The organism is Pseudacidovorax sp. NFM-22 (assembly GCF_021401245.1).
In the GTDB taxonomy this organism is placed as follows: domain Bacteria; phylum Pseudomonadota; class Gammaproteobacteria; order Burkholderiales; family Burkholderiaceae_C; genus Xenophilus.
Genome location: NZ_JACBFY010000002.1, coordinates 182672 through 198174, shown reverse-complemented (window position 1 = coordinate 198174; position 15503 = coordinate 182672). Strand labels below are relative to the sequence as shown.

The 15503-nt window shown below is 70.6% G+C and carries 14 protein-coding genes; 1 reads left to right on the top strand and 13 read right to left on the bottom strand.

Annotated elements, in window-relative coordinates; translation table 11 throughout:
* Positions 1-273 precede the first annotated feature (273 nt).
* From ampD to L0984_RS06610, 5 genes are read right to left on the bottom strand one after another with little or no spacing between them, the layout of a single operon-like run.
* Positions 274-864, bottom strand: a complete 591-nt coding sequence (gene ampD, locus L0984_RS06630; protein ID WP_370645904.1) for a 1,6-anhydro-N-acetylmuramyl-L-alanine amidase AmpD — start codon at positions 862-864, stop codon at positions 274-276.
* Positions 848-2386: a sigma-54-dependent transcriptional regulator gene (locus tag L0984_RS06625; RefSeq protein WP_234192967.1), complete on the bottom strand. Its 1539-nt coding sequence runs from the start codon at positions 2384-2386 to the stop codon at positions 848-850. The genes ampD and L0984_RS06625 overlap by 17 nt, the downstream gene beginning before the upstream one ends.
* Positions 2387-2390: 4 nt before the next feature.
* Positions 2391-4088, bottom strand: coding sequence for a sensor histidine kinase (locus tag L0984_RS06620; RefSeq protein WP_234192966.1), 1698 nt, complete (start codon positions 4086-4088; stop codon positions 2391-2393).
* Positions 4085-4324 carry a PP0621 family protein gene (locus tag L0984_RS06615; RefSeq protein WP_234192965.1) on the bottom strand — a complete coding sequence of 80 codons (240 nt, stop codon included), beginning with the start codon at positions 4322-4324 and terminating at the stop codon, positions 4085-4087. Before L0984_RS06615 ends, L0984_RS06620 begins: the two co-directional genes overlap by 4 nt.
* Positions 4324-5133: a cytochrome C assembly family protein gene (locus L0984_RS06610; RefSeq protein WP_043116104.1), complete on the bottom strand. Its 810-nt coding sequence runs from the start codon at positions 5131-5133 to the stop codon at positions 4324-4326. Before L0984_RS06610 ends, L0984_RS06615 begins: the two co-directional genes overlap by 1 nt.
* A gap of 125 nt (positions 5134-5258) precedes the next feature.
* On the opposite strand from L0984_RS06610, the gene ffh reads away from it, so the two are divergent.
* On the top strand, positions 5259-6653 hold the full coding sequence (gene ffh / locus L0984_RS06605) for a signal recognition particle protein (protein ID WP_234192964.1): 1395 nt from the start codon (positions 5259-5261) through the stop codon (positions 6651-6653).
* Between the two features lie 183 nt (positions 6654-6836).
* Here the strand turns inward: ffh and mdoH are convergent, their stop codons facing one another.
* The 8 genes from mdoH to L0984_RS06565 form a co-directional block, all read right to left on the bottom strand.
* Entirely contained in the window at positions 6837-8846 is a 2010-nt protein-coding gene (mdoH, locus tag L0984_RS06600) for a glucans biosynthesis glucosyltransferase MdoH (RefSeq protein WP_234192963.1), read from the bottom strand.
* Positions 8847-8855: 9 nt separating this feature from the next.
* The gene (locus L0984_RS06595) at positions 8856-9059 is read right to left on the bottom strand and encodes a hypothetical protein (RefSeq protein ID WP_234192962.1); all 204 of its coding nucleotides are present in this window, start codon (positions 9057-9059) and stop codon (positions 8856-8858) included.
* 181 nt (positions 9060-9240) lie between these two features.
* On the bottom strand, positions 9241-10659 hold the full coding sequence (locus tag L0984_RS06590; RefSeq protein WP_234192961.1) for a sigma 54-interacting transcriptional regulator: 1419 nt from the start codon (positions 10657-10659) through the stop codon (positions 9241-9243).
* A gap of 41 nt (positions 10660-10700) precedes the next feature.
* Positions 10701-11372, bottom strand: a complete 672-nt coding sequence (locus L0984_RS06585; RefSeq protein ID WP_234192960.1) for a hypothetical protein — start codon at positions 11370-11372, stop codon at positions 10701-10703.
* Positions 11373-11392: 20 nt separating this feature from the next.
* Positions 11393-12820 carry a sensor histidine kinase gene (locus tag L0984_RS06580; RefSeq protein ID WP_234192959.1) on the bottom strand — a complete coding sequence of 476 codons (1428 nt, stop codon included), beginning with the start codon at positions 12818-12820 and terminating at the stop codon, positions 11393-11395.
* Positions 12820-14187, bottom strand: a complete 1368-nt coding sequence (miaB, locus tag L0984_RS06575) for a tRNA (N6-isopentenyl adenosine(37)-C2)-methylthiotransferase MiaB (RefSeq protein WP_234192958.1) — start codon at positions 14185-14187, stop codon at positions 12820-12822. Before miaB ends, L0984_RS06580 begins: the two co-directional genes overlap by 1 nt.
* A gap of 121 nt (positions 14188-14308) precedes the next feature.
* Complete coding sequence (locus tag L0984_RS06570) at positions 14309-14743, bottom strand: hypothetical protein (protein ID WP_234192957.1); 435 nt, start codon at positions 14741-14743, stop codon at positions 14309-14311.
* 55 nt (positions 14744-14798) lie between these two features.
* Entirely contained in the window at positions 14799-15446 is a 648-nt protein-coding gene (locus tag L0984_RS06565) for a histidine phosphatase family protein (protein ID WP_234192956.1), read from the bottom strand.
* Between the last annotated feature and the right edge of the window lie 57 nt (positions 15447-15503).

Below are 15503 nucleotides of genomic sequence, written 5' to 3'. Positions count from 1 at the left end.
GAGGGGCACTATATCTGGTGTCCCGGGGGGAGCCAATGCACTACCGGTAGTGTTTGGTCGGGGCGCCGGGTCAAGCTTGACTTCCGGTGAAACCCCAGGATGCCGCGCCGGAGCCAAGCAGCAGTAGGTGGGTACGCGGCCGAGGCCGCAGCGATGCGGCTTGGCGGGCGATTTGGCGCGCAAACCCGCATGAACAGGGGCTTGGCGACGCCCGGCCATCCGGCCCGCCCCGGAGCGCTGGCGCCATCGCTCCCCGGGGTCCGATTGAAAAATTTAAGGAGCGGCCGGGAAGGCGATGGCGGTGCCCGCCAGCTGCCGCGCCAGGCGGGCCCAGTCGAAGCCCGGCCCCGGGTCGTATTTGCGGCCGGGAGCGATGTGTTCGTGGCCGGCGACGTAGGCGATCGGATAGCAGGCCGACAGTGCCCGCGCGAGCTGGGCCAGGGTCTCGTACTGCGCGTCTTCGAAGCGCTCGCCTTCAAGGCCTTCCAGCTCCACGCCCACCGAATCGTCATTGCAGCTGGCGCGACCCCGCCACTGCGAGACGCCCGCGTGCCAGGCCCGGTCGTCCGCGCTGACGAACTGCCAGAGTTCGCCATCGCGGCGGATGTAGAAGTGCGCCGAGACCTCCAGACCCCGGATCTGCGCAAAGTAGGGATGCGCGTCCCAGTCCAGCCGGTTGGTGAAGAGCTGCTGCACTTCCTCGCCGCCATAGTGGCCGGGCGGCAGGCTGATGGAGTGCACCACCAGGAGATCGATGCAGGCCCCCGCCGGACGGGGGCCGAAGTTGGGGGAGTCCAGCCGCCGCGCCGCGCGCAGCCAGCCACCGTCCCAGATGTCGGCGTCGGGCTCAGTCATCGTCGCCATGCGGCACCGCGATGCCCAGACGCGCGATGCGGTAGCGGATCTGGCGCAGGCTCAGGCCCAGGCGCGCGGCGGCGGCGGTGCGGTTGTAGTTGGCCTCGCGCAGCGCGCGCTCGACGATGCCGCGTTCCTGGTCGTCGAGGTACTGCTGCAGATCGGCCGGCACGGGGGGGTCTCCCGCCATCGCCGGCGATCCGGTGGGCGCGGCCTCCGGCACGGGAACGGCCGTCACGGCGCCCGGCGCTGGCATGGCAAAGAGCGGCATGGACAGGTCCTGCAGGCCGCTGCCGTCCGCGGCTTCGACGTCCAGCTGCAGCGTGTCGCCCTCGCTCAGGGCGACGGCCCGGTGTAGCAGGTTCTCCAGTTCGCGCACGTTGCCGCGCAGCGGATGCGATTCGAGCTTGAGCAGCACCTGCATCGTCATCCGCGGCACCGGCTGGCCGCTTTCCTCGGCGATGCGTGCCAGCAGGGCGGTGCACAGGGCCGACAGGTCCTCCCGGCGCTCGCGCAGCGGCGGCAGCCGCACCTCGATCACGTTGAGGCGGTAGAACAGGTCCTGTCGGAAGCGGCCCGCCAGCACCTCGGCCTGCAGGTCCTTGTGTGTGGCGCTGACGATGCGCACGTCCACCGGCTCCTCCTGCGTGCTGCCGATGGGCCGCACGCAGCGTTCCTGGATGGCCCGCAGCAGCTTGGACTGCATGGCCAGCGGCAGGTCGCCGATCTCGTCGAGGAAGAGCGTGCCGCCGCGCGCCGCCTGGAAGTAGCCGTCGCGGTCCTGCATCGCGCCGGTGTAGGAGCCCTTGCGCGCGCCGAAGAACTCGGCCTCCAGCAGCGCCTCCGGAATGGCGCCGCAGTTGACGGCGACGAAGGGGCCGCCTGCACGTTGGCTGCAGGCGTGCAGGGCGCGCGCCACCAGCTCCTTGCCCGTGCCCGATTCGCCGTGGATCAGCACCGGTGCCATGCCGCGCGCCACGCGCACGATGCGGGCCTTGACTGCGCGCATGGCGTCCGACTCGCCCACCAGGCGCGCCAGCGCGGCGCGGGCCGCGGGCGCAACGCCTGCCTCGGCCGGCGCTTCTTCGGCCGGCACGACCGGCGCGGACTCGCGTGGCGACGCGGGACGCGCCGGCGTGCCGCCCGGGCGCTCCTGCACGGCCGAGGCCACCACGCTGCGGAACTGCTTCAGGTCCACCGGCTTGGTCAGGTAGTCGAAGGCGCCGGCCTTGAGCGCCTCGACGGCGTTCTCGGCCGAGCCGTAGGCGGTCATCACGACGCAGCGTTCGCTGCGCTGGTGGCGCGCGATGCGCTGCAGCAGCTCCAGGCCGAGGCCGTCGGGCAGCCGCATGTCGGTGATCACGGCATCGAAGCGGTTGGCCTGCAGGTGCTGCCACGCCTCCTCCACGCTGCTGGCTGCTTCGACCAGGTAGCCCTCGCGCAGCAGGGTCAGTTCGTAGAGGGTGCGCAGGTCGGGCTCGTCGTCCACGACGAGGATCTGCGCCGGCGGCGATGCGGGAGAACTGCTCACCGAGCTATTGTGGCAAAGCGCCCGCCTGCGCTGGCGCGAAGCTCAGCAGGAAGGCATTGCCGGCCGGCACGTCGGGTGCGGGACGCAGGCGTTCGTAGCGGATGGTGGCTCCATGGCGCTCGCACAGCTCACGGCAGATGAACAGGCCCAGCCCGCTGGAGCGGCTCTCGGACGAGAAGAAGGGCTCGAACAGGTGGCGTTCCACGCCCTGCTCCAGGGGCGCGCCGTCGCTCCAGACGGCCAGGGTGGGCCGGCCGTCGCCTGCGGCGAAGGTGTGGACGCGGATGGATTCCTCGCCCGGCCCTGCATAGCGGGCGGCGTTGTCGAGCAGGTTGACCAGGATGCGCCGCAGGTGCTCCTCGTTGAAGCGCACCGCCGGCAGGCTTTCCACCAGGCGCAGGGCCGGCTGCGCGCGGCCGCTCTGGCGGCTCCATTCGTCGACCATGGCGTAGACGCTGGCGGCCAGGGGCAGGGCCGTTCCCTGGCCCAGGTCGCTGCCTTGCTGGCGCACGCGCGCGACGTCCAGCACCTCGTCGACGATGCGGCCGAGCCGGCGCGCGTTCTGCTGCACCATGGCATTGAGGCGCTGCTGGGCCGGCTCGGTCAGATCCTCCTCCAGCAGGGCGCTGGCCTGCGTGATGGCGGCCAGCGGATTGCGGATCTCGTGCGCGACGGCCGCCGACATGCGGCCCATCGCAGCCATCTTCTCGGTGCGGATGCGGGCTTCCAGCTGCCGCAGGTCCTGCAGGAACATCACGCAGAAGCCGCGGTCGCGGGCGCCGTCCACGGCCGTCAGCCGGGTGCGCACCCGCAGCTCGCGCGGCGTGGCCTGGGGCTGGGCGATCGGCAGGTCGGCGCCGAGGTCGGCCCTGTCCTCGAAGGTGCGCTGCGCAAGGCTGGCCAGCGGCTGCCACGCCGGATGGGCCATCAGCGAGCGCGGCAGGGAGCCGCGGTCCAGCCCACCTCCCAGCAGGGCATCGGCGGCCGGGTTGGCCGTGTGCACGCGGCCGGCCTCGTCCACCACCAGCACGCCTTCGGCCAGCGCCTCGATCACGAGGGCATTGATCTGCGCCTGCAGCTGGGCCGAATCCTGGCTGCGGCTGGCTCGGGCCTCCTCGCGGGCCAGCCGCAGCGCCAACTGGTGGGCCAGCAGCGACAGCACGAACAGGCCCGTGCCGGTCAGCGCCGCCTGGAGCAACCGGCCCGGCCCGTCGGGGCCGGCCGCGAGCTGGAAGCGCAGCGCCTCGGCCAGCATCAGCAGCGTGGCGGCCGAGGTGGTGGCCAGCCCGACCACCAGGCCCCCGGCCACGGCCGCCATGAGGACCGGAAGGGCCAGCAAGGGCGTGTAGTTGACCGTGGTGCCGGTCTGCAGTGCCTGAAGCAGTGCGAACACGCCCACGTCGAGGCCGATGCACAGCAGCCAGGTCATGCCCAGCCGCCGCAGCGGCAGGCGCGCGGGCGTACGCAGCCGGTCGGCCAGGGTGAAGGCGGCGTAGAGGGCCGTGATGGCCAGGGTCGGCGCGTGCGTGGACTGGCCCAGGGCGAAGGCAATGCCCTGCAGCGCCAGCAGCAGCAGCCCCACCGCCGGCCGGGCCGTCATGAAGCCCCGCCATACCCGCTGCAGGGCCTGGCTGCGCTCGGTGCGGGTTTCCAGCGCGGACCAGTCCGTGTTCGACGACGGAAAGTCCGTGTCCGGTGTCATGGCTCCGCGGCGTTGCGGTGCCGGTCGCTGCAATAGATGCCGTGGCGGCCGGTCACGGCGTCGGCGGCCGGCAGGTGCAGGCCGCAATGGGCGCAGCGCACCATCTGCTGCGGCCCCCGGACGGCCGGCCTGGCGTTGGGCTGGGGCGGCGGTGCGGCGTCCAGTTCTTCCTGGCGGTTGCGCCGCCAGATCCAGATGGCCACGGCCACCACAAGGGTCACGAGCAGGAATTTCATCAGGCGACGGGCCGGTGCAGCACCACTTCGAGCACGAAGCGCGAGCCCACGTAGGCCAGCAGCAGCAGCACGGCCCCCGCGTAGAGCACGCGCTTGGCCGTGCGGCCCCGCCAGCCGAAGCGGCTGCGGCCGGCCAGCAGGATGGCGAAGCTCAGCCAGGCCAGCAGCGAGAACACCGTCTTGTGGTCCCACTTCCAGGCGCGCACCTGCGGCCCGTAGAGCGTCTCGCTGAACAGCAGGCCCGCCAGCAGCGTGGCCGACAGCAGCACGAAGCCGGCGGTGACGAAGCGGAAGGTCAGGCGCTCCAGCGTCAGCAGCGGCAGGCCCGCATGCGGATCGGCCGCCTGGCGGATGCGCCGCTCTGCCCGCGTCATGAGCCAGGCATGCACCACGGCCGCGCCGAAGAGCCCGTAGCTGGCGATGCCGAGTGCCAGATGCAGCGGCAGCCAGGGCGAGGCATTCATGTGCAAGGGCGAACCCGGGAAAGCCGCGGCCAGGAGGGCGGCGAGGGCGCCCAGTCCGGCGAGCACGCGGCGCACCGTGAGGCCGGGGAAGAGCCGGCTTTCCACCGCATAGACCGTCATCACCAGCCAGGCCGTGATCGACAGCGCCGGTGCGAAGCCGAAGCGCGGCGTGCCGGGCAGCAGGCCGGTGGCCAGCGCTGCCGCGTGCAGCAGCCACGCGATGGCGACCACGGCCTGGGTGGCGCTGCGGTTGAGCTTGTGGGAGAAGGCGGCGGCCACGCCGTAGGCCGCGGCCGTGGCGATGCCCAGGGCCACGCTGAGTGGGGAGGGGCTCGCTAGAATCATCCGCTGAGTTTAGCCTTTGGGCCCCAGCGGACGGGGCCCGCCGGACACCCCGCCGTGCCCGCCCCGGACTCGGCCGCCGCCGCGGCGCCGCCGCTTCCTTCCCCAGCCTTCTTCCCCTCCCATCCATGGCCACCGCCCTCACCGACAAGTTCTCCCGCCTCGTCAAGCAGATGAGCGGGCAGGCGCGCATCACCGAAACCAACGTGCAGGACATGATGCGCGAGGTGCGCATGGCGCTGCTCGAGGCCGACGTGGCGCTGCCGGTGGTGCGCGACTTCGTCAACCGGGTCAAGGACAAGGCGATGGGCGAGGAGGTGATGGGCTCCCTCAAGCCCGGCCAGGCGCTGGTGGGCATCGTCAACCGCGAACTGGCGGCGACCATGGGCGAGGGCGTCTCCGACATCAACCTCAACGCCCAGCCGCCGGCGGTGGTGCTCATGGCCGGCCTGCAGGGCGCCGGCAAGACCACCACCACCGCCAAGCTGGCCAAGCACCTGATCGAGAAGCGCAAGAAGAAGGTGCTGACCGTCTCGGGCGACGTCTACCGCCCCGCGGCCATCGAGCAGCTCAAGACGGTGACGAAGCAGGCGGGCGCCGAGTGGTTCCCCAGCACGCCCGACCAGAAGCCGCTGGACATCGCCCGCGCCGCGCTCGACTACGCCAAGCGGCACTACTTCGACGTGCTGCTGGTCGACACCGCCGGCCGACTGGCCATCGACGAAGTGCTGATGGAGGAAATCAAGACGCTGCACGGCGCCTTGAATCCGGTCGAGACCCTGTTCGTCGTCGACGCCATGCAGGGCCAGGACGCGGCCAACACCGCCAAGGCCTTCAAGGACGCGCTGCCGCTGACCGGCATCATCCTGACCAAGATGGACGGCGACTCGCGCGGCGGTGCCGCGCTGTCGGTGCGGCAGATCACGGGCGTGCCCATCAAGTTCGCCGGTACCAGCGAGAAGATCGACGGGCTGGAGGTCTTCGACGCCGAGCGCCATGCCGGGCGCATCCTGGGCATGGGCGACATCGTGGCGCTGGTCGAGCAGGTCTCGGCCGGTGTCGACATGGAGGCGGCCAAGAAGCTCGCCACCAAGGTCAAGAGCGGCCACTTCGACCTGGAAGACTTCCTGGCCCAGTTGCAGCAGATGAAGCAGATGGGCGGCCTCTCCAGCTTCATGGACAAGCTGCCGACGCAACTGGCCGCCAAGGCCAGCGAGGCCGACCTGACGCGCGCCGAGCGCGACATCCGCCGCAAGGAAGGCATCATCCACAGCATGACGCCCACGGAGCGCCGCAAGCCCGAGCTCATCAAGGCCAGCCGCAAGAAGCGCATCGCCACCGGCGCGGGCGTGCAGGTTCAGGAGGTCAACCGCCTGCTCAACGAGTTCGAGCAGATGCAGGGCATGATGAAGAAGATGAAGGGCGGCGGCCTCATGAAGATGATGAAGCGCCTGGGCGGCATGAAGGGCATGCCCGGGATGCCGGGCATGGGCGGGCCTGGCGGGCCCAAGCTGCCCTTCTGAGGAGAAGAGCGGGGCGCCGGTTCACGCGGCGGCCCCGTTGATCCCAGTCCGTTCGGGCTGAGCCTGTCGAAGCCTGGCCGCAATCCCTTCGACCCATCCCTCTTCGGCAAGCCCTGAACCGCTCCCCCAAAAGAAAAACGCCCGCGAATTTCGCGGGCGTTTTGTTTGGGCGAGGCGCCGGACTCAGGCTGCCTTCAGGGCCAGCCGGTCCGCGTGGGCCCACGCGCGGCGCAGCACGGCCGGCGACCGGGACTCCTCGGGAATCAGCAGGTAGTGACGCTCGCGCATCGCGCCGCCGACATCGATGCGGCTCGTCAGCACGGCCATGGGAATGGCCAGCAACAGCGGCAGGCCGACGGGCATGAGCCACACCAGCGCGCTGGCGTCGATCAGCGCCACGCCGCAGGCCAGCACAGCCACCAGACCGCTCATCGGCGCCAGGCGGTTGAAAGCCTCGCTCCACGGCACGGCGGCCGCTTCCCGCGGGGGCGACTTCCACTCCAGCTTGAGGCCGGTCAGGGCGACGATCACGAACAGCGAGTGGGCCAGCATGCGCACGGGTGCCTGCACGATGGCCATGACGCTTTCCAGCGCGGCGCTCTTGAACAGGCTGAACGCACCGCCGAAGTTCTTCTGCTCACCGCGCATGAACACGGCGGCCACGCCCAGGATGCGGGGCAGGAACAGCAGGCACAGCGTCCAGATCCACAGGCCGGCCAGTTCCATGGGCAGCACGGCCCAGTCCTGGACCAGACGCGAGCCGGTCAGCCACAGGGCGGTGCCCAGGGTCATGAAAGCCAGCCACATCGGGGCGGACACATAGGCCATCGTGCCGGTCACGAACATGGCGCGGTGCACGGGGTGGATGCCGGGCTCGGCCATCAGGCGGGCGTTCTGCAGGTTGCCCTGGCACCAGCGGCGGTCACGCTGCAACTCGGCCAGCAGATCCGGCGGTTGCTGCTCGTAGCTGCCGACCAGGTCGGACACCAGCCAGACGTGGTAGCCGGCGCGGCGCATCAGGGCGGCCTCGACGAAGTCGTGGCTCATGATGCCGCCGGACATGCCGCCCGTGCCCTTGATCGGGGCCAGTGCGCAGTGCTCCATGAAGGGCGCGACGCGGATGATGGCGTTGTGGCCCCAGTAGTGCGACTCGCCCAGTTGCCAGAACTGCATGCCCAGGGTGAACAGGCGGCCGGTCACGCGGCTGGCGAACTGCTGCGCGCGGGCATGCAGCGTCACGTGGCCGATGGCCTGCGTGGCGGTCTGGATGATGCCGGCGGTGGGATTGGCTTCCATCAGCTTGACCATGCTGGTCAGGCAGTCGCCGCTCATGACGCTGTCGGCATCGAGCACGACCATGTAGCGGTAGTCCTTGCCCCAGCGGCGGCAGAAATCGGCCACATTGCCGGCCTTGCGGTGCGTGCGGCGGGTGCGCAGGCGGTAGTACACCTCCACCTGCGGCTTGTTCGGGCTGTCGGCGAAGGACTGGGCCAGGGCGGCGCGCAGTTCTTCCCAGGCGGCACGCTCGGCCTTGGCGATCTCGGGGTTGTAGCTGTCGGACAGCACGAAGACGTCGAACTGCTTCGCATGGCCGGTGTTGGCCACCGATTCGCAGGTGGCGCGCAGGCCGGCGAACACCGTGGCTACGTCCTCGTTGCAGATCGGCATGATGATCGCGGTGCGGGCCTCCGGGTTCATCGGATGGTCGACAACCTGCTTGGCCGACAGGGCGTACTTGTCGCCACGCACAGACACGTAGAAACCCATCAGCGCGGTCACGAAGCCGGTGACCACCCAGCCGGAGAGCAGGCCATACAGCGCGATCTGGCCGTATTCCAGGAAGGCGTTGTCATAGTCGGGCTGCACCTGGGCAAACAGAGCCGAGGCCAGCACGGTGCTGAACAGGGCCAGCATCGTGAAAGTCAGGCGACGGCGCTTGGCAGCGCGCTCCCAGGGCTGGACCGGACCGGCAGGCTGGGCGGCCGCGGCGGCACGACCCGCGCCCATCTTGAGCAGGAGGGCGGTGCCGATGCTGTTCCAGAAACCGCGCCAGGGGCGGGGCGTCATGGAACCGCGGTTGATCGGGGGCGCCGTGACGGCGTTGGGATGGCGTTCCTCGCGCGCGGCAGGGCGGCGCGGCTGGAACTGCTCGGGCGTCAGGACCTTCAGGTGCGAAAACTCGTTCGGTTTCATGGCGAGTCCTTACCAGTGCTGGAAATTCGAAAGGGGGGTCTCACCGATGGCGGGGAGGCGCTTGAAGACGCAGTCCGCGCTGGCGCTGGCGGCGACTGCCGGCGCGTGGGCCTGGCTCCGCGCCGAGCGGGCGCGCGCCGTCTGCGCGGTCTTGCGACGCAGGGCGTCACGCTGCGGACGCAGGATGACAGGGGGGGTGGTGAGGAGGGTCATGCAGGCTATAGGGCAATCCCCATGCCAGCACAACTTAGTTCTTGAAAATCAGCGAGTTACAGTGATTTTCTCGACTGATTCTTGGCGTTTCCGGCCGTCGCGGCCGTAATAGCGCCGAATCTGTCGCCACAGCCCGACAACTCGCCGAGGGGTGGCGGCCAATCCTTTTCAAATCAACGACTTAGCTCTGTCGCTCGTCGGCGACAGGCTCCGAAGCCCCGGCGACACCGTCGTTCTTGAAGTGGCCCGGCGTGAGCTCGTGCTTCTGAAGCAGCCGATAGAACTCGGTGCGGTTGCGGTCGGCCAGGCGCGCGGCATCGGCCACGTTGCCGTCGGTCAGCTTGAGCAGCCCGACCAGGTAATCGCGCTCGAAACGCTGCTTGGCCTCGGCATAGGTCTGCACCTCCACAGTCGGCACGCGCAGCGCCCGCTGTACCAGTGCCAGCGGGATCAGCGGCGAGCTCGACAGGGCGCACACCTGCTCCACCACGTTGTAGAGCTGGCGGATGTTGCCCGGCCAGGGGGCCGTGGTCAGGGCCTTGAGCGCCTCGGGCGCGAAGCCCGACAGCCGCTTGCCGTACTTGCCGGCCAGCTTCTGCAGGAAGTGGTTGGCCAGCAGCGGGATGTCCTCGCGCCGGGCCGACAGGGGCGGCAGCGTGAGCGTGACCACGTTCAGGCGGTAGTACAGGTCCTCCCGGAACTGGGCGGCGGCCATGGCCGCCTCCAGGTCGCGATGGGTGGCGGAGATGATGCGCACGTCCACGGCAATCGCCTGTGTCGCACCCACTGGGCGCACCGCGCGCTCCTGCAGCACCCGCAGCAGCTTGACCTGCAGGGCGGGCGGCATGTCGCCGATTTCGTCGAGCATCAGCGTGCCGCCGTCGGCCTGCTGGAACAGCCCCTTGTGGTTGGCGTGGGCGTCGGTGAAGGCGCCCTTGACGTGGCCGAACAACTCGGATTCGAGCAGCGCCTCGGGAATGGCCCCGCAGTTGACGGCCACGAAGGGCTTGCGCGCCCGGTCGCTGGCCTTGTGGATGGCACGGGCCAGCACTTCCTTGCCGGTGCCGGAGTCGCCACGCAGCAGCACGCTTGCGTCCGACTTGGCCACCATGCGCGCTTCGGCCAGCACCTCGGCCATCCGGCTGGAGCGGCTGACGATCTCGGCGCGCCAGCTCTCGTCGCCGCCTGCGGCCGGCGTGGCGGCGGGGGCGCCCAGGGCCATCGCCTGGCCGATCTTGTCGAGCAGCTCGCGGGCGTCGTAGGGTTTGGTGAGGTAGGTGAAGACGCCGCGGGATGTCGCCTCCACCGCGTCGGGAATGGTGCCGTGCGCCGTGAGCAGGATCACCGGCAGCGTCGGATGGCGCTTGCGGATCTCGTCGAACAGCTGCAGCCCGTCGCGTCCGGGCAGGCGCACGTCGCTGAGCACCAGCCGCGGATGCTCGATCTCCAGCTGCGTCAGCGCCGACTCGGCCGAGGTGACGGCCGTGACCTGGTAGCCCGCCGCAGCCAAGCGCAGCGACAGCAGCCGCAGCATGTCGGCATCGTCGTCCACGACCAGGATGCGGGCGCCGGTGGCGGCGGCTTTGGCGGTGTCGCTCATGGGCTTGCCTGGATCGGGTGGGTGCGGCCGGGCCGGCCGGTTCAGGGCGAGGGACGCGCCGCGCCGTTGGACGGGCGGCCGAAGCTGCGTTCGATGGCGCGCAGCGCCTCGATGCGGTCATTGAGGTGGTCGATGCGCCGCTGCGCCTCCTTGAGCTGCGCCACCTGCCGGTCGCGGTCGTCCTCGACGCGCCGCTGCTCCAGATAGCGGGCGGCCAGCACCCGTGCCAGTGGCTGCAGCGGCTGGGCCTCGGCCTGCGCGCTGCCGGCGACACGCTGCATCAGGGCCGTGGCGCGCGCCAGATCGGCGGGGTTGCGGGTCTGCGCCAGCGCCAGGGCGAGCTGCATCTGCAGGGGGGCCGAGTCGCCGGGGTCGCCGATGCGGGCGATCTCCGCGGCCGCCTCGCCAGACTGCAGGCTGCGGGCCCGGTCGGCGTAGGCCAGCATGCGGGACAGCGCTTCGCTGCTGGCACTGCCGTAGCCACTGGCTGCCATGCCGTTGCCGGCCGGCTGCATCTGGGTGGCTGGGGCGACGGGTTGCACTTCCACCGGCTGGACGGCCGGCCGGGTGGCCGGCACGGGTGGGTTGGCCGTGGTGGCCGGCGCAGGGGCCGGCACGCTCGGCGTGGGCGCTGGGGTGGCGCAGCCTGCCAGCACCCCGGCCAGGACCAGGGCAACGGCAAGGAGAGGGCTGCGGACGGACAAGGTCGTCATGGGCGTGGGGTCGGGAGGGGTCAGCCGCGCGGCAGGTCGATGCGGAATCGCGCGCCGGGGCCGGTGGGCAGCAGCGCAATGCGGCCACCATGGGCTGCAATGTACTCCTGCACGATGGACAGGCCGATGCCTGTGCCTTTGACCGTGTGCTCCGGCTGGCGCTCGCCGCGGAAGAAGGGCTCGAACACCCGGTCGCGGTCGTCCGGCGCGATGCCGGGGCCGGCGTCGCTGATCTCGATGCTGGCGGTGTCGCCGGTGCTGGAGACGACCAGCGCGATGGTGCCGCCGCGGGCCGAGAAGCGGATCGCGTTGGACAGCAGGTTGGCCACCGCCGTGCCCAGCTTGGCCGGATCGGCCATCACCGTCACCGGCTCGCCCTCCACGCGCACGGTGAGGCCGTGCGACTGCCACTGCAGCCGCTGGGCGTCGATCTGCTCCTGCACCAGCTTGACCAGATTGCAGCGCTCGCGCTTGAGCTGGCGGGCCTCGAAGGCGGCGGCATTGAAGCGCAGCAGCGCCTCGATCTGGCTTTGGAGCGACACGGCGTTCTGTTGCAGGATTTGCGCCACCTCGCGCTGGGCCGGGTTGAGTTCGCCGGTCACGCCGTCCTCCAGCAGCGACACGCCTTCACGCAGCGCCGCCAGCGGCGTCTTGAGCTCGTGCGACACATGGCGCAGGAAGCGCGCCTTGTCGGCGTCCAGCTCCATCAGCCGCAGGCGCAGCCAGTCCAGCTGCTGCGACACGCGCCGCACGTCGGCCGGGCCGCGGATGTCGATGGGCTCGTCCAGCCGGTTCTCGCCCAGGCGCACGATGGCGCGCTCCAGCCGCTTGAAGGGCCGCGCCAGCCAGATGCCGAAGGCCAGCGCCAGCGCCGCCGCCAGTCCGCTGGCGGCCACCACCTGCAGCGTCAGCCGGCGCCGCGCGGCCTCCAGCCGGTCGGCCAGGGCGTTGTTCTGGGCCTCGATCAGCATCTGCGCCTGCTGGGCGAGTTGGGTGTTGAGCGCATCCAGCTCGCGGAACTGCAGCGCCATCGAGCCCTCGCGGGCCAGGGCCGTCTCGGGCGCGCCGTTCATCAGATCCTCGATGGTGGCCATCTGGGCACGCCATTGCTGAGCCGATTGCGGGAGCAGCCCGTTGTCGACCAGCCGCTGCACCACGTTCTGCGCGTCCTTCTGCGCGTCGGCGAAGCGGCGGCGCAGCACGGCGTCGTTGAGCACCAGCGACTGGCGGCCCGAGCGTTCCATGGCCGCGCTGCGCTCGGCCAGCGACTGGGCGGCGCCCGAGAGCAGCAGCGCCCGGCGCGCCGCCTCGCGGCTCTGGGTGATGAGCTGGTCGTACTGGAAGACGGCGCGCAGCGCGACGCCCACCACCAGCGCCGTGACCACCAGAAAGGCGGCCAGCATCAACTGCTGGAAGGAGCCGCGGGCGCGTGGCCGGCCGGCCGACATCAGGCGGCCTGCGCGGCGCGCGTGGCGCCGGCTCCGTCATGCTCGTGCGTCAGCACCTCGCCGCGCAGGGTGTGCGACAGGGCCTGGGTGATCGTCACGTCCACCATCTGGCCCACCAGGCGGGCGGGCGCCTCGAAGTTGACGACGCGGAAGCAGTCGGTGCGGCCCATCAGTTCGGCCGGGTTCTTTTTGGAAGGCCCTTCGACCAGCAGCCGCTGCGTGGTGCCGACCAGCGCATCGGACAGCCGCCGGACGTTGTCGTCGATGGTCTTCTGCAGGTGCTGCAGGCGCGCGAGCTTGACCTGGTGCGGCGTGTCGTCGTGCAGCGCGGCGGCGGGCGTGCCGGGCCGCGGGCTGAAGATGAAGCTGAAGCTGGCGTCGAAGCCCACGTCCTCGATCAGCTTCATCATCTTCGCGAAGTCGTCCTCGGTCTCACCCGGGAAGCCGACGATGAAGTCGCTGGACAGGGCCAGCTGCGGCCGGATGGCGCGCAGCTTGCGGATGGTGCTCTTGTATTCCATGGCGGTGTAGCCGCGCTTCATCGCCATCAGGATGCGGTCGCTGCCGTGCTGCACCGGCAGGTGCAGGTGGCTCACCAGCTGCGGCACCTTGGCATAGGTCTCGATCAGCCGCGGCGTGAACTCGTTCGGGTGGCTCGTGGTGTAGCGGATGCGCTCGATGCCCGGGATCTCGGCGATGTACTCGATCAGCGTGGCGAAGTCGGCGATCTCGGCGGTGTCGCCCATCCTGCCGCGGTAGGCGTTCACGTTCTGGCCCAGCAGCGTGACTTCGCGCACGCCCTGGTCGGCCAGGCCGGCGACCTCGACCAGCACGTCGTCGAGCGGGCGGTTGACCTCCTCGCCGCGGGTGTAGGGCACCACGCAGTAGCTGCAGTACTTGGAGCAGCCTTCCATGATCGACACGTAGGCCGTGGCGCCCTCGACGCGCGCCGGCGGCAGGTGGTCGAACTTCTCGATCTCGGGGAAGGAGATGTCCACCTGCGGCCGGCGCTCGGCCTCGCGGCGGGCCAGCAGCTCGGGCAGGCGGTGCAGCGTCTGCGGGCCGAAGACCACGTCCACGTAGGGCGCGCGGGCGATGATGGCCTCGCCCTCCTGGCTGGCGACGCAGCCGCCGACGCCGATCTTCACGCCCTTGGCCTTGAGGTGCTGCACGCGGCCGAGGTCGGAGAAGACCTTCTCCTGCGCCTTCTCGCGCACCGAGCAGGTGTTGAAGAGGATCAGGTCGGCCTCGTCCACGTTCTGGGTGGGCTCGTAGCCGTCGGCGGCGGCGAGGACGTCGGCCATCTTGTCCGAGTCGTACTCGTTCATCTGGCAGCCGAAGGTCTTGATGAAGACTTTGCGGGACATGGTGGGGGCTTTCTGTGCAAAGGGGGCCTGCCGGGGGGCGCCGGAGGCTGGAATCGGATGGAGAGGCGTAGCGCAGCGGTGGCCGGCCGTGCCCCGCGGGCTGGGCGCTGGGGCGGCGCGCTCAGCTGCCTTCGTTGTCGGCCCGAGTGACGAAGGGCCAGATGTTGAGCAGCGGCTTGCCACTGGCCGTCGCGCGGTCGGTGGCAGCCTCGTCGGGCGAGAGGATCCAGATCTGCTGCACCTGCCCGGCAGCATCGCGCAGGTAGTTCACCGCCAGGTCCTGGCCCAGCAGCATGCTGCCGGTCACGACCATGTTCTGGGCATTGCGGATGCGCGTGCCGGGGGCCAGCACTTCCAGCCGGCCGTCGAGGTCGGCCTGCGGAAAGTCGAGCATGCGCAGGCGACCGCGCAATGTGCCGTCGGGGAAGTTGCGGCCGCCGACGGCCGCTTCGTTCTGGGTCTGGGCCTGCGCAGGCAGGGGCGAGAGAAGGGTCGCGGCGCCCAGACAGCTCAGGGCGGCGGCAAGCAGGAAATGTGGGAGGCTGCAGCGGTTCATGGGGTTCATCCAGAGGCTGGCGAGCGCGGATTCTAGGTGGCGGGGGCGTCTGCGCTCAGGTGCTGGTCTCGTCCCGCGCCAGGTCGCGGCTCAGGTGGCCGGTGTCCGCCCAGCCGACGAGCGAGAAGCCTTCGGGCGTCCACAGCAGGCGGTTGATGGCGGCATTGCGCAGCTCCCAGGTGCGCGGCGCCTGCAGGTCCTGGCCGGTGGCGGCGCGGTAGAGCACGTCCATCACGCCGCCATGGGCCACCAGCACCACCAGCTCGCCGGGATGCCGCGCCGCCAGTTCGGCGGCGACGGCCACGATGCGGTCGCGGAAGACCAGCAGGTTCTCGCCGCCCTCGGGTGCGAAGTCGGGCACGCGCTTGCGCCACTTGAGCGCCTGCTCGGGGAGCTCCGCCTCGATCTCGGCGAAGGTGCGACCCTCGAAGATGCCGAAGCCGCGCTCGCGCAGCCGGGGCTCGGCGATGAGTGGGGGCGCGTCGGGATGCGCCTCGGCGATGGCGCTGGCCGTCTGCCAGGCCCGTGCCAGGTCGCTGGCGTAGATGGCGGCGACGGGCTCCTCGGCCAGCGCGCGGCCCGCCTGCTGCGCCTGCCACTGGCCTTCGTCGTTGAGCGGGATGTCGAGTTGGCCCTGGATGCGGGTGTCGACGTTCCAGAGCGTCTCGCCGTGGCGCACGGCGATCAGGCGGGTGATGTCCATCGGGCAAGTGTCACCGAGAACGCGGCGGTGGGCGGGGCGCCTGCCCGCTCCCCACGC

Excerpts from the sequence above, each read along its gene's own strand:
- ampD (WP_370645904.1), bottom strand. The coding sequence starts at position 864 with ATGGCGACGATGACTGAGCCCGACGCCGACATCTGGGACGGTGGCTGG.
- L0984_RS06620 (WP_234192966.1), bottom strand. The coding sequence starts at position 4,088 with ATGACACCGGACACGGACTTTCCGTCGTCGAACACGGACTGGTCCGCG.
- L0984_RS06615 (WP_234192965.1), bottom strand. The coding sequence starts at position 4,324 with ATGAAATTCCTGCTCGTGACCCTTGTGGTGGCCGTGGCCATCTGGATC.
- L0984_RS06610 (WP_043116104.1), bottom strand. The coding sequence starts at position 5,133 with ATGATTCTAGCGAGCCCCTCCCCACTCAGCGTGGCCCTGGGCATCGCC.
- ffh (WP_234192964.1), top strand. The coding sequence starts at position 5,259 with ATGGCCACCGCCCTCACCGACAAGTTCTCCCGCCTCGTCAAGCAGATG.
- mdoH (WP_234192963.1), bottom strand. The coding sequence starts at position 8,846 with ATGAAACCGAACGAGTTTTCGCACCTGAAGGTCCTGACGCCCGAGCAG.
- L0984_RS06595 (WP_234192962.1), bottom strand. The coding sequence starts at position 9,059 with ATGACCCTCCTCACCACCCCCCCTGTCATCCTGCGTCCGCAGCGTGAC.
- L0984_RS06590 (WP_234192961.1), bottom strand. The coding sequence starts at position 10,659 with ATGAGCGACACCGCCAAAGCCGCCGCCACCGGCGCCCGCATCCTGGTC.
- L0984_RS06585 (WP_234192960.1), bottom strand. The coding sequence starts at position 11,372 with ATGACGACCTTGTCCGTCCGCAGCCCTCTCCTTGCCGTTGCCCTGGTC.
- L0984_RS06580 (WP_234192959.1), bottom strand. The coding sequence starts at position 12,820 with ATGTCGGCCGGCCGGCCACGCGCCCGCGGCTCCTTCCAGCAGTTGATG.
- miaB (WP_234192958.1), bottom strand. The coding sequence starts at position 14,187 with ATGTCCCGCAAAGTCTTCATCAAGACCTTCGGCTGCCAGATGAACGAG.
- L0984_RS06570 (WP_234192957.1), bottom strand. The coding sequence starts at position 14,743 with ATGAACCGCTGCAGCCTCCCACATTTCCTGCTTGCCGCCGCCCTGAGC.
- L0984_RS06565 (WP_234192956.1), bottom strand. The coding sequence starts at position 15,446 with ATGGACATCACCCGCCTGATCGCCGTGCGCCACGGCGAGACGCTCTGG.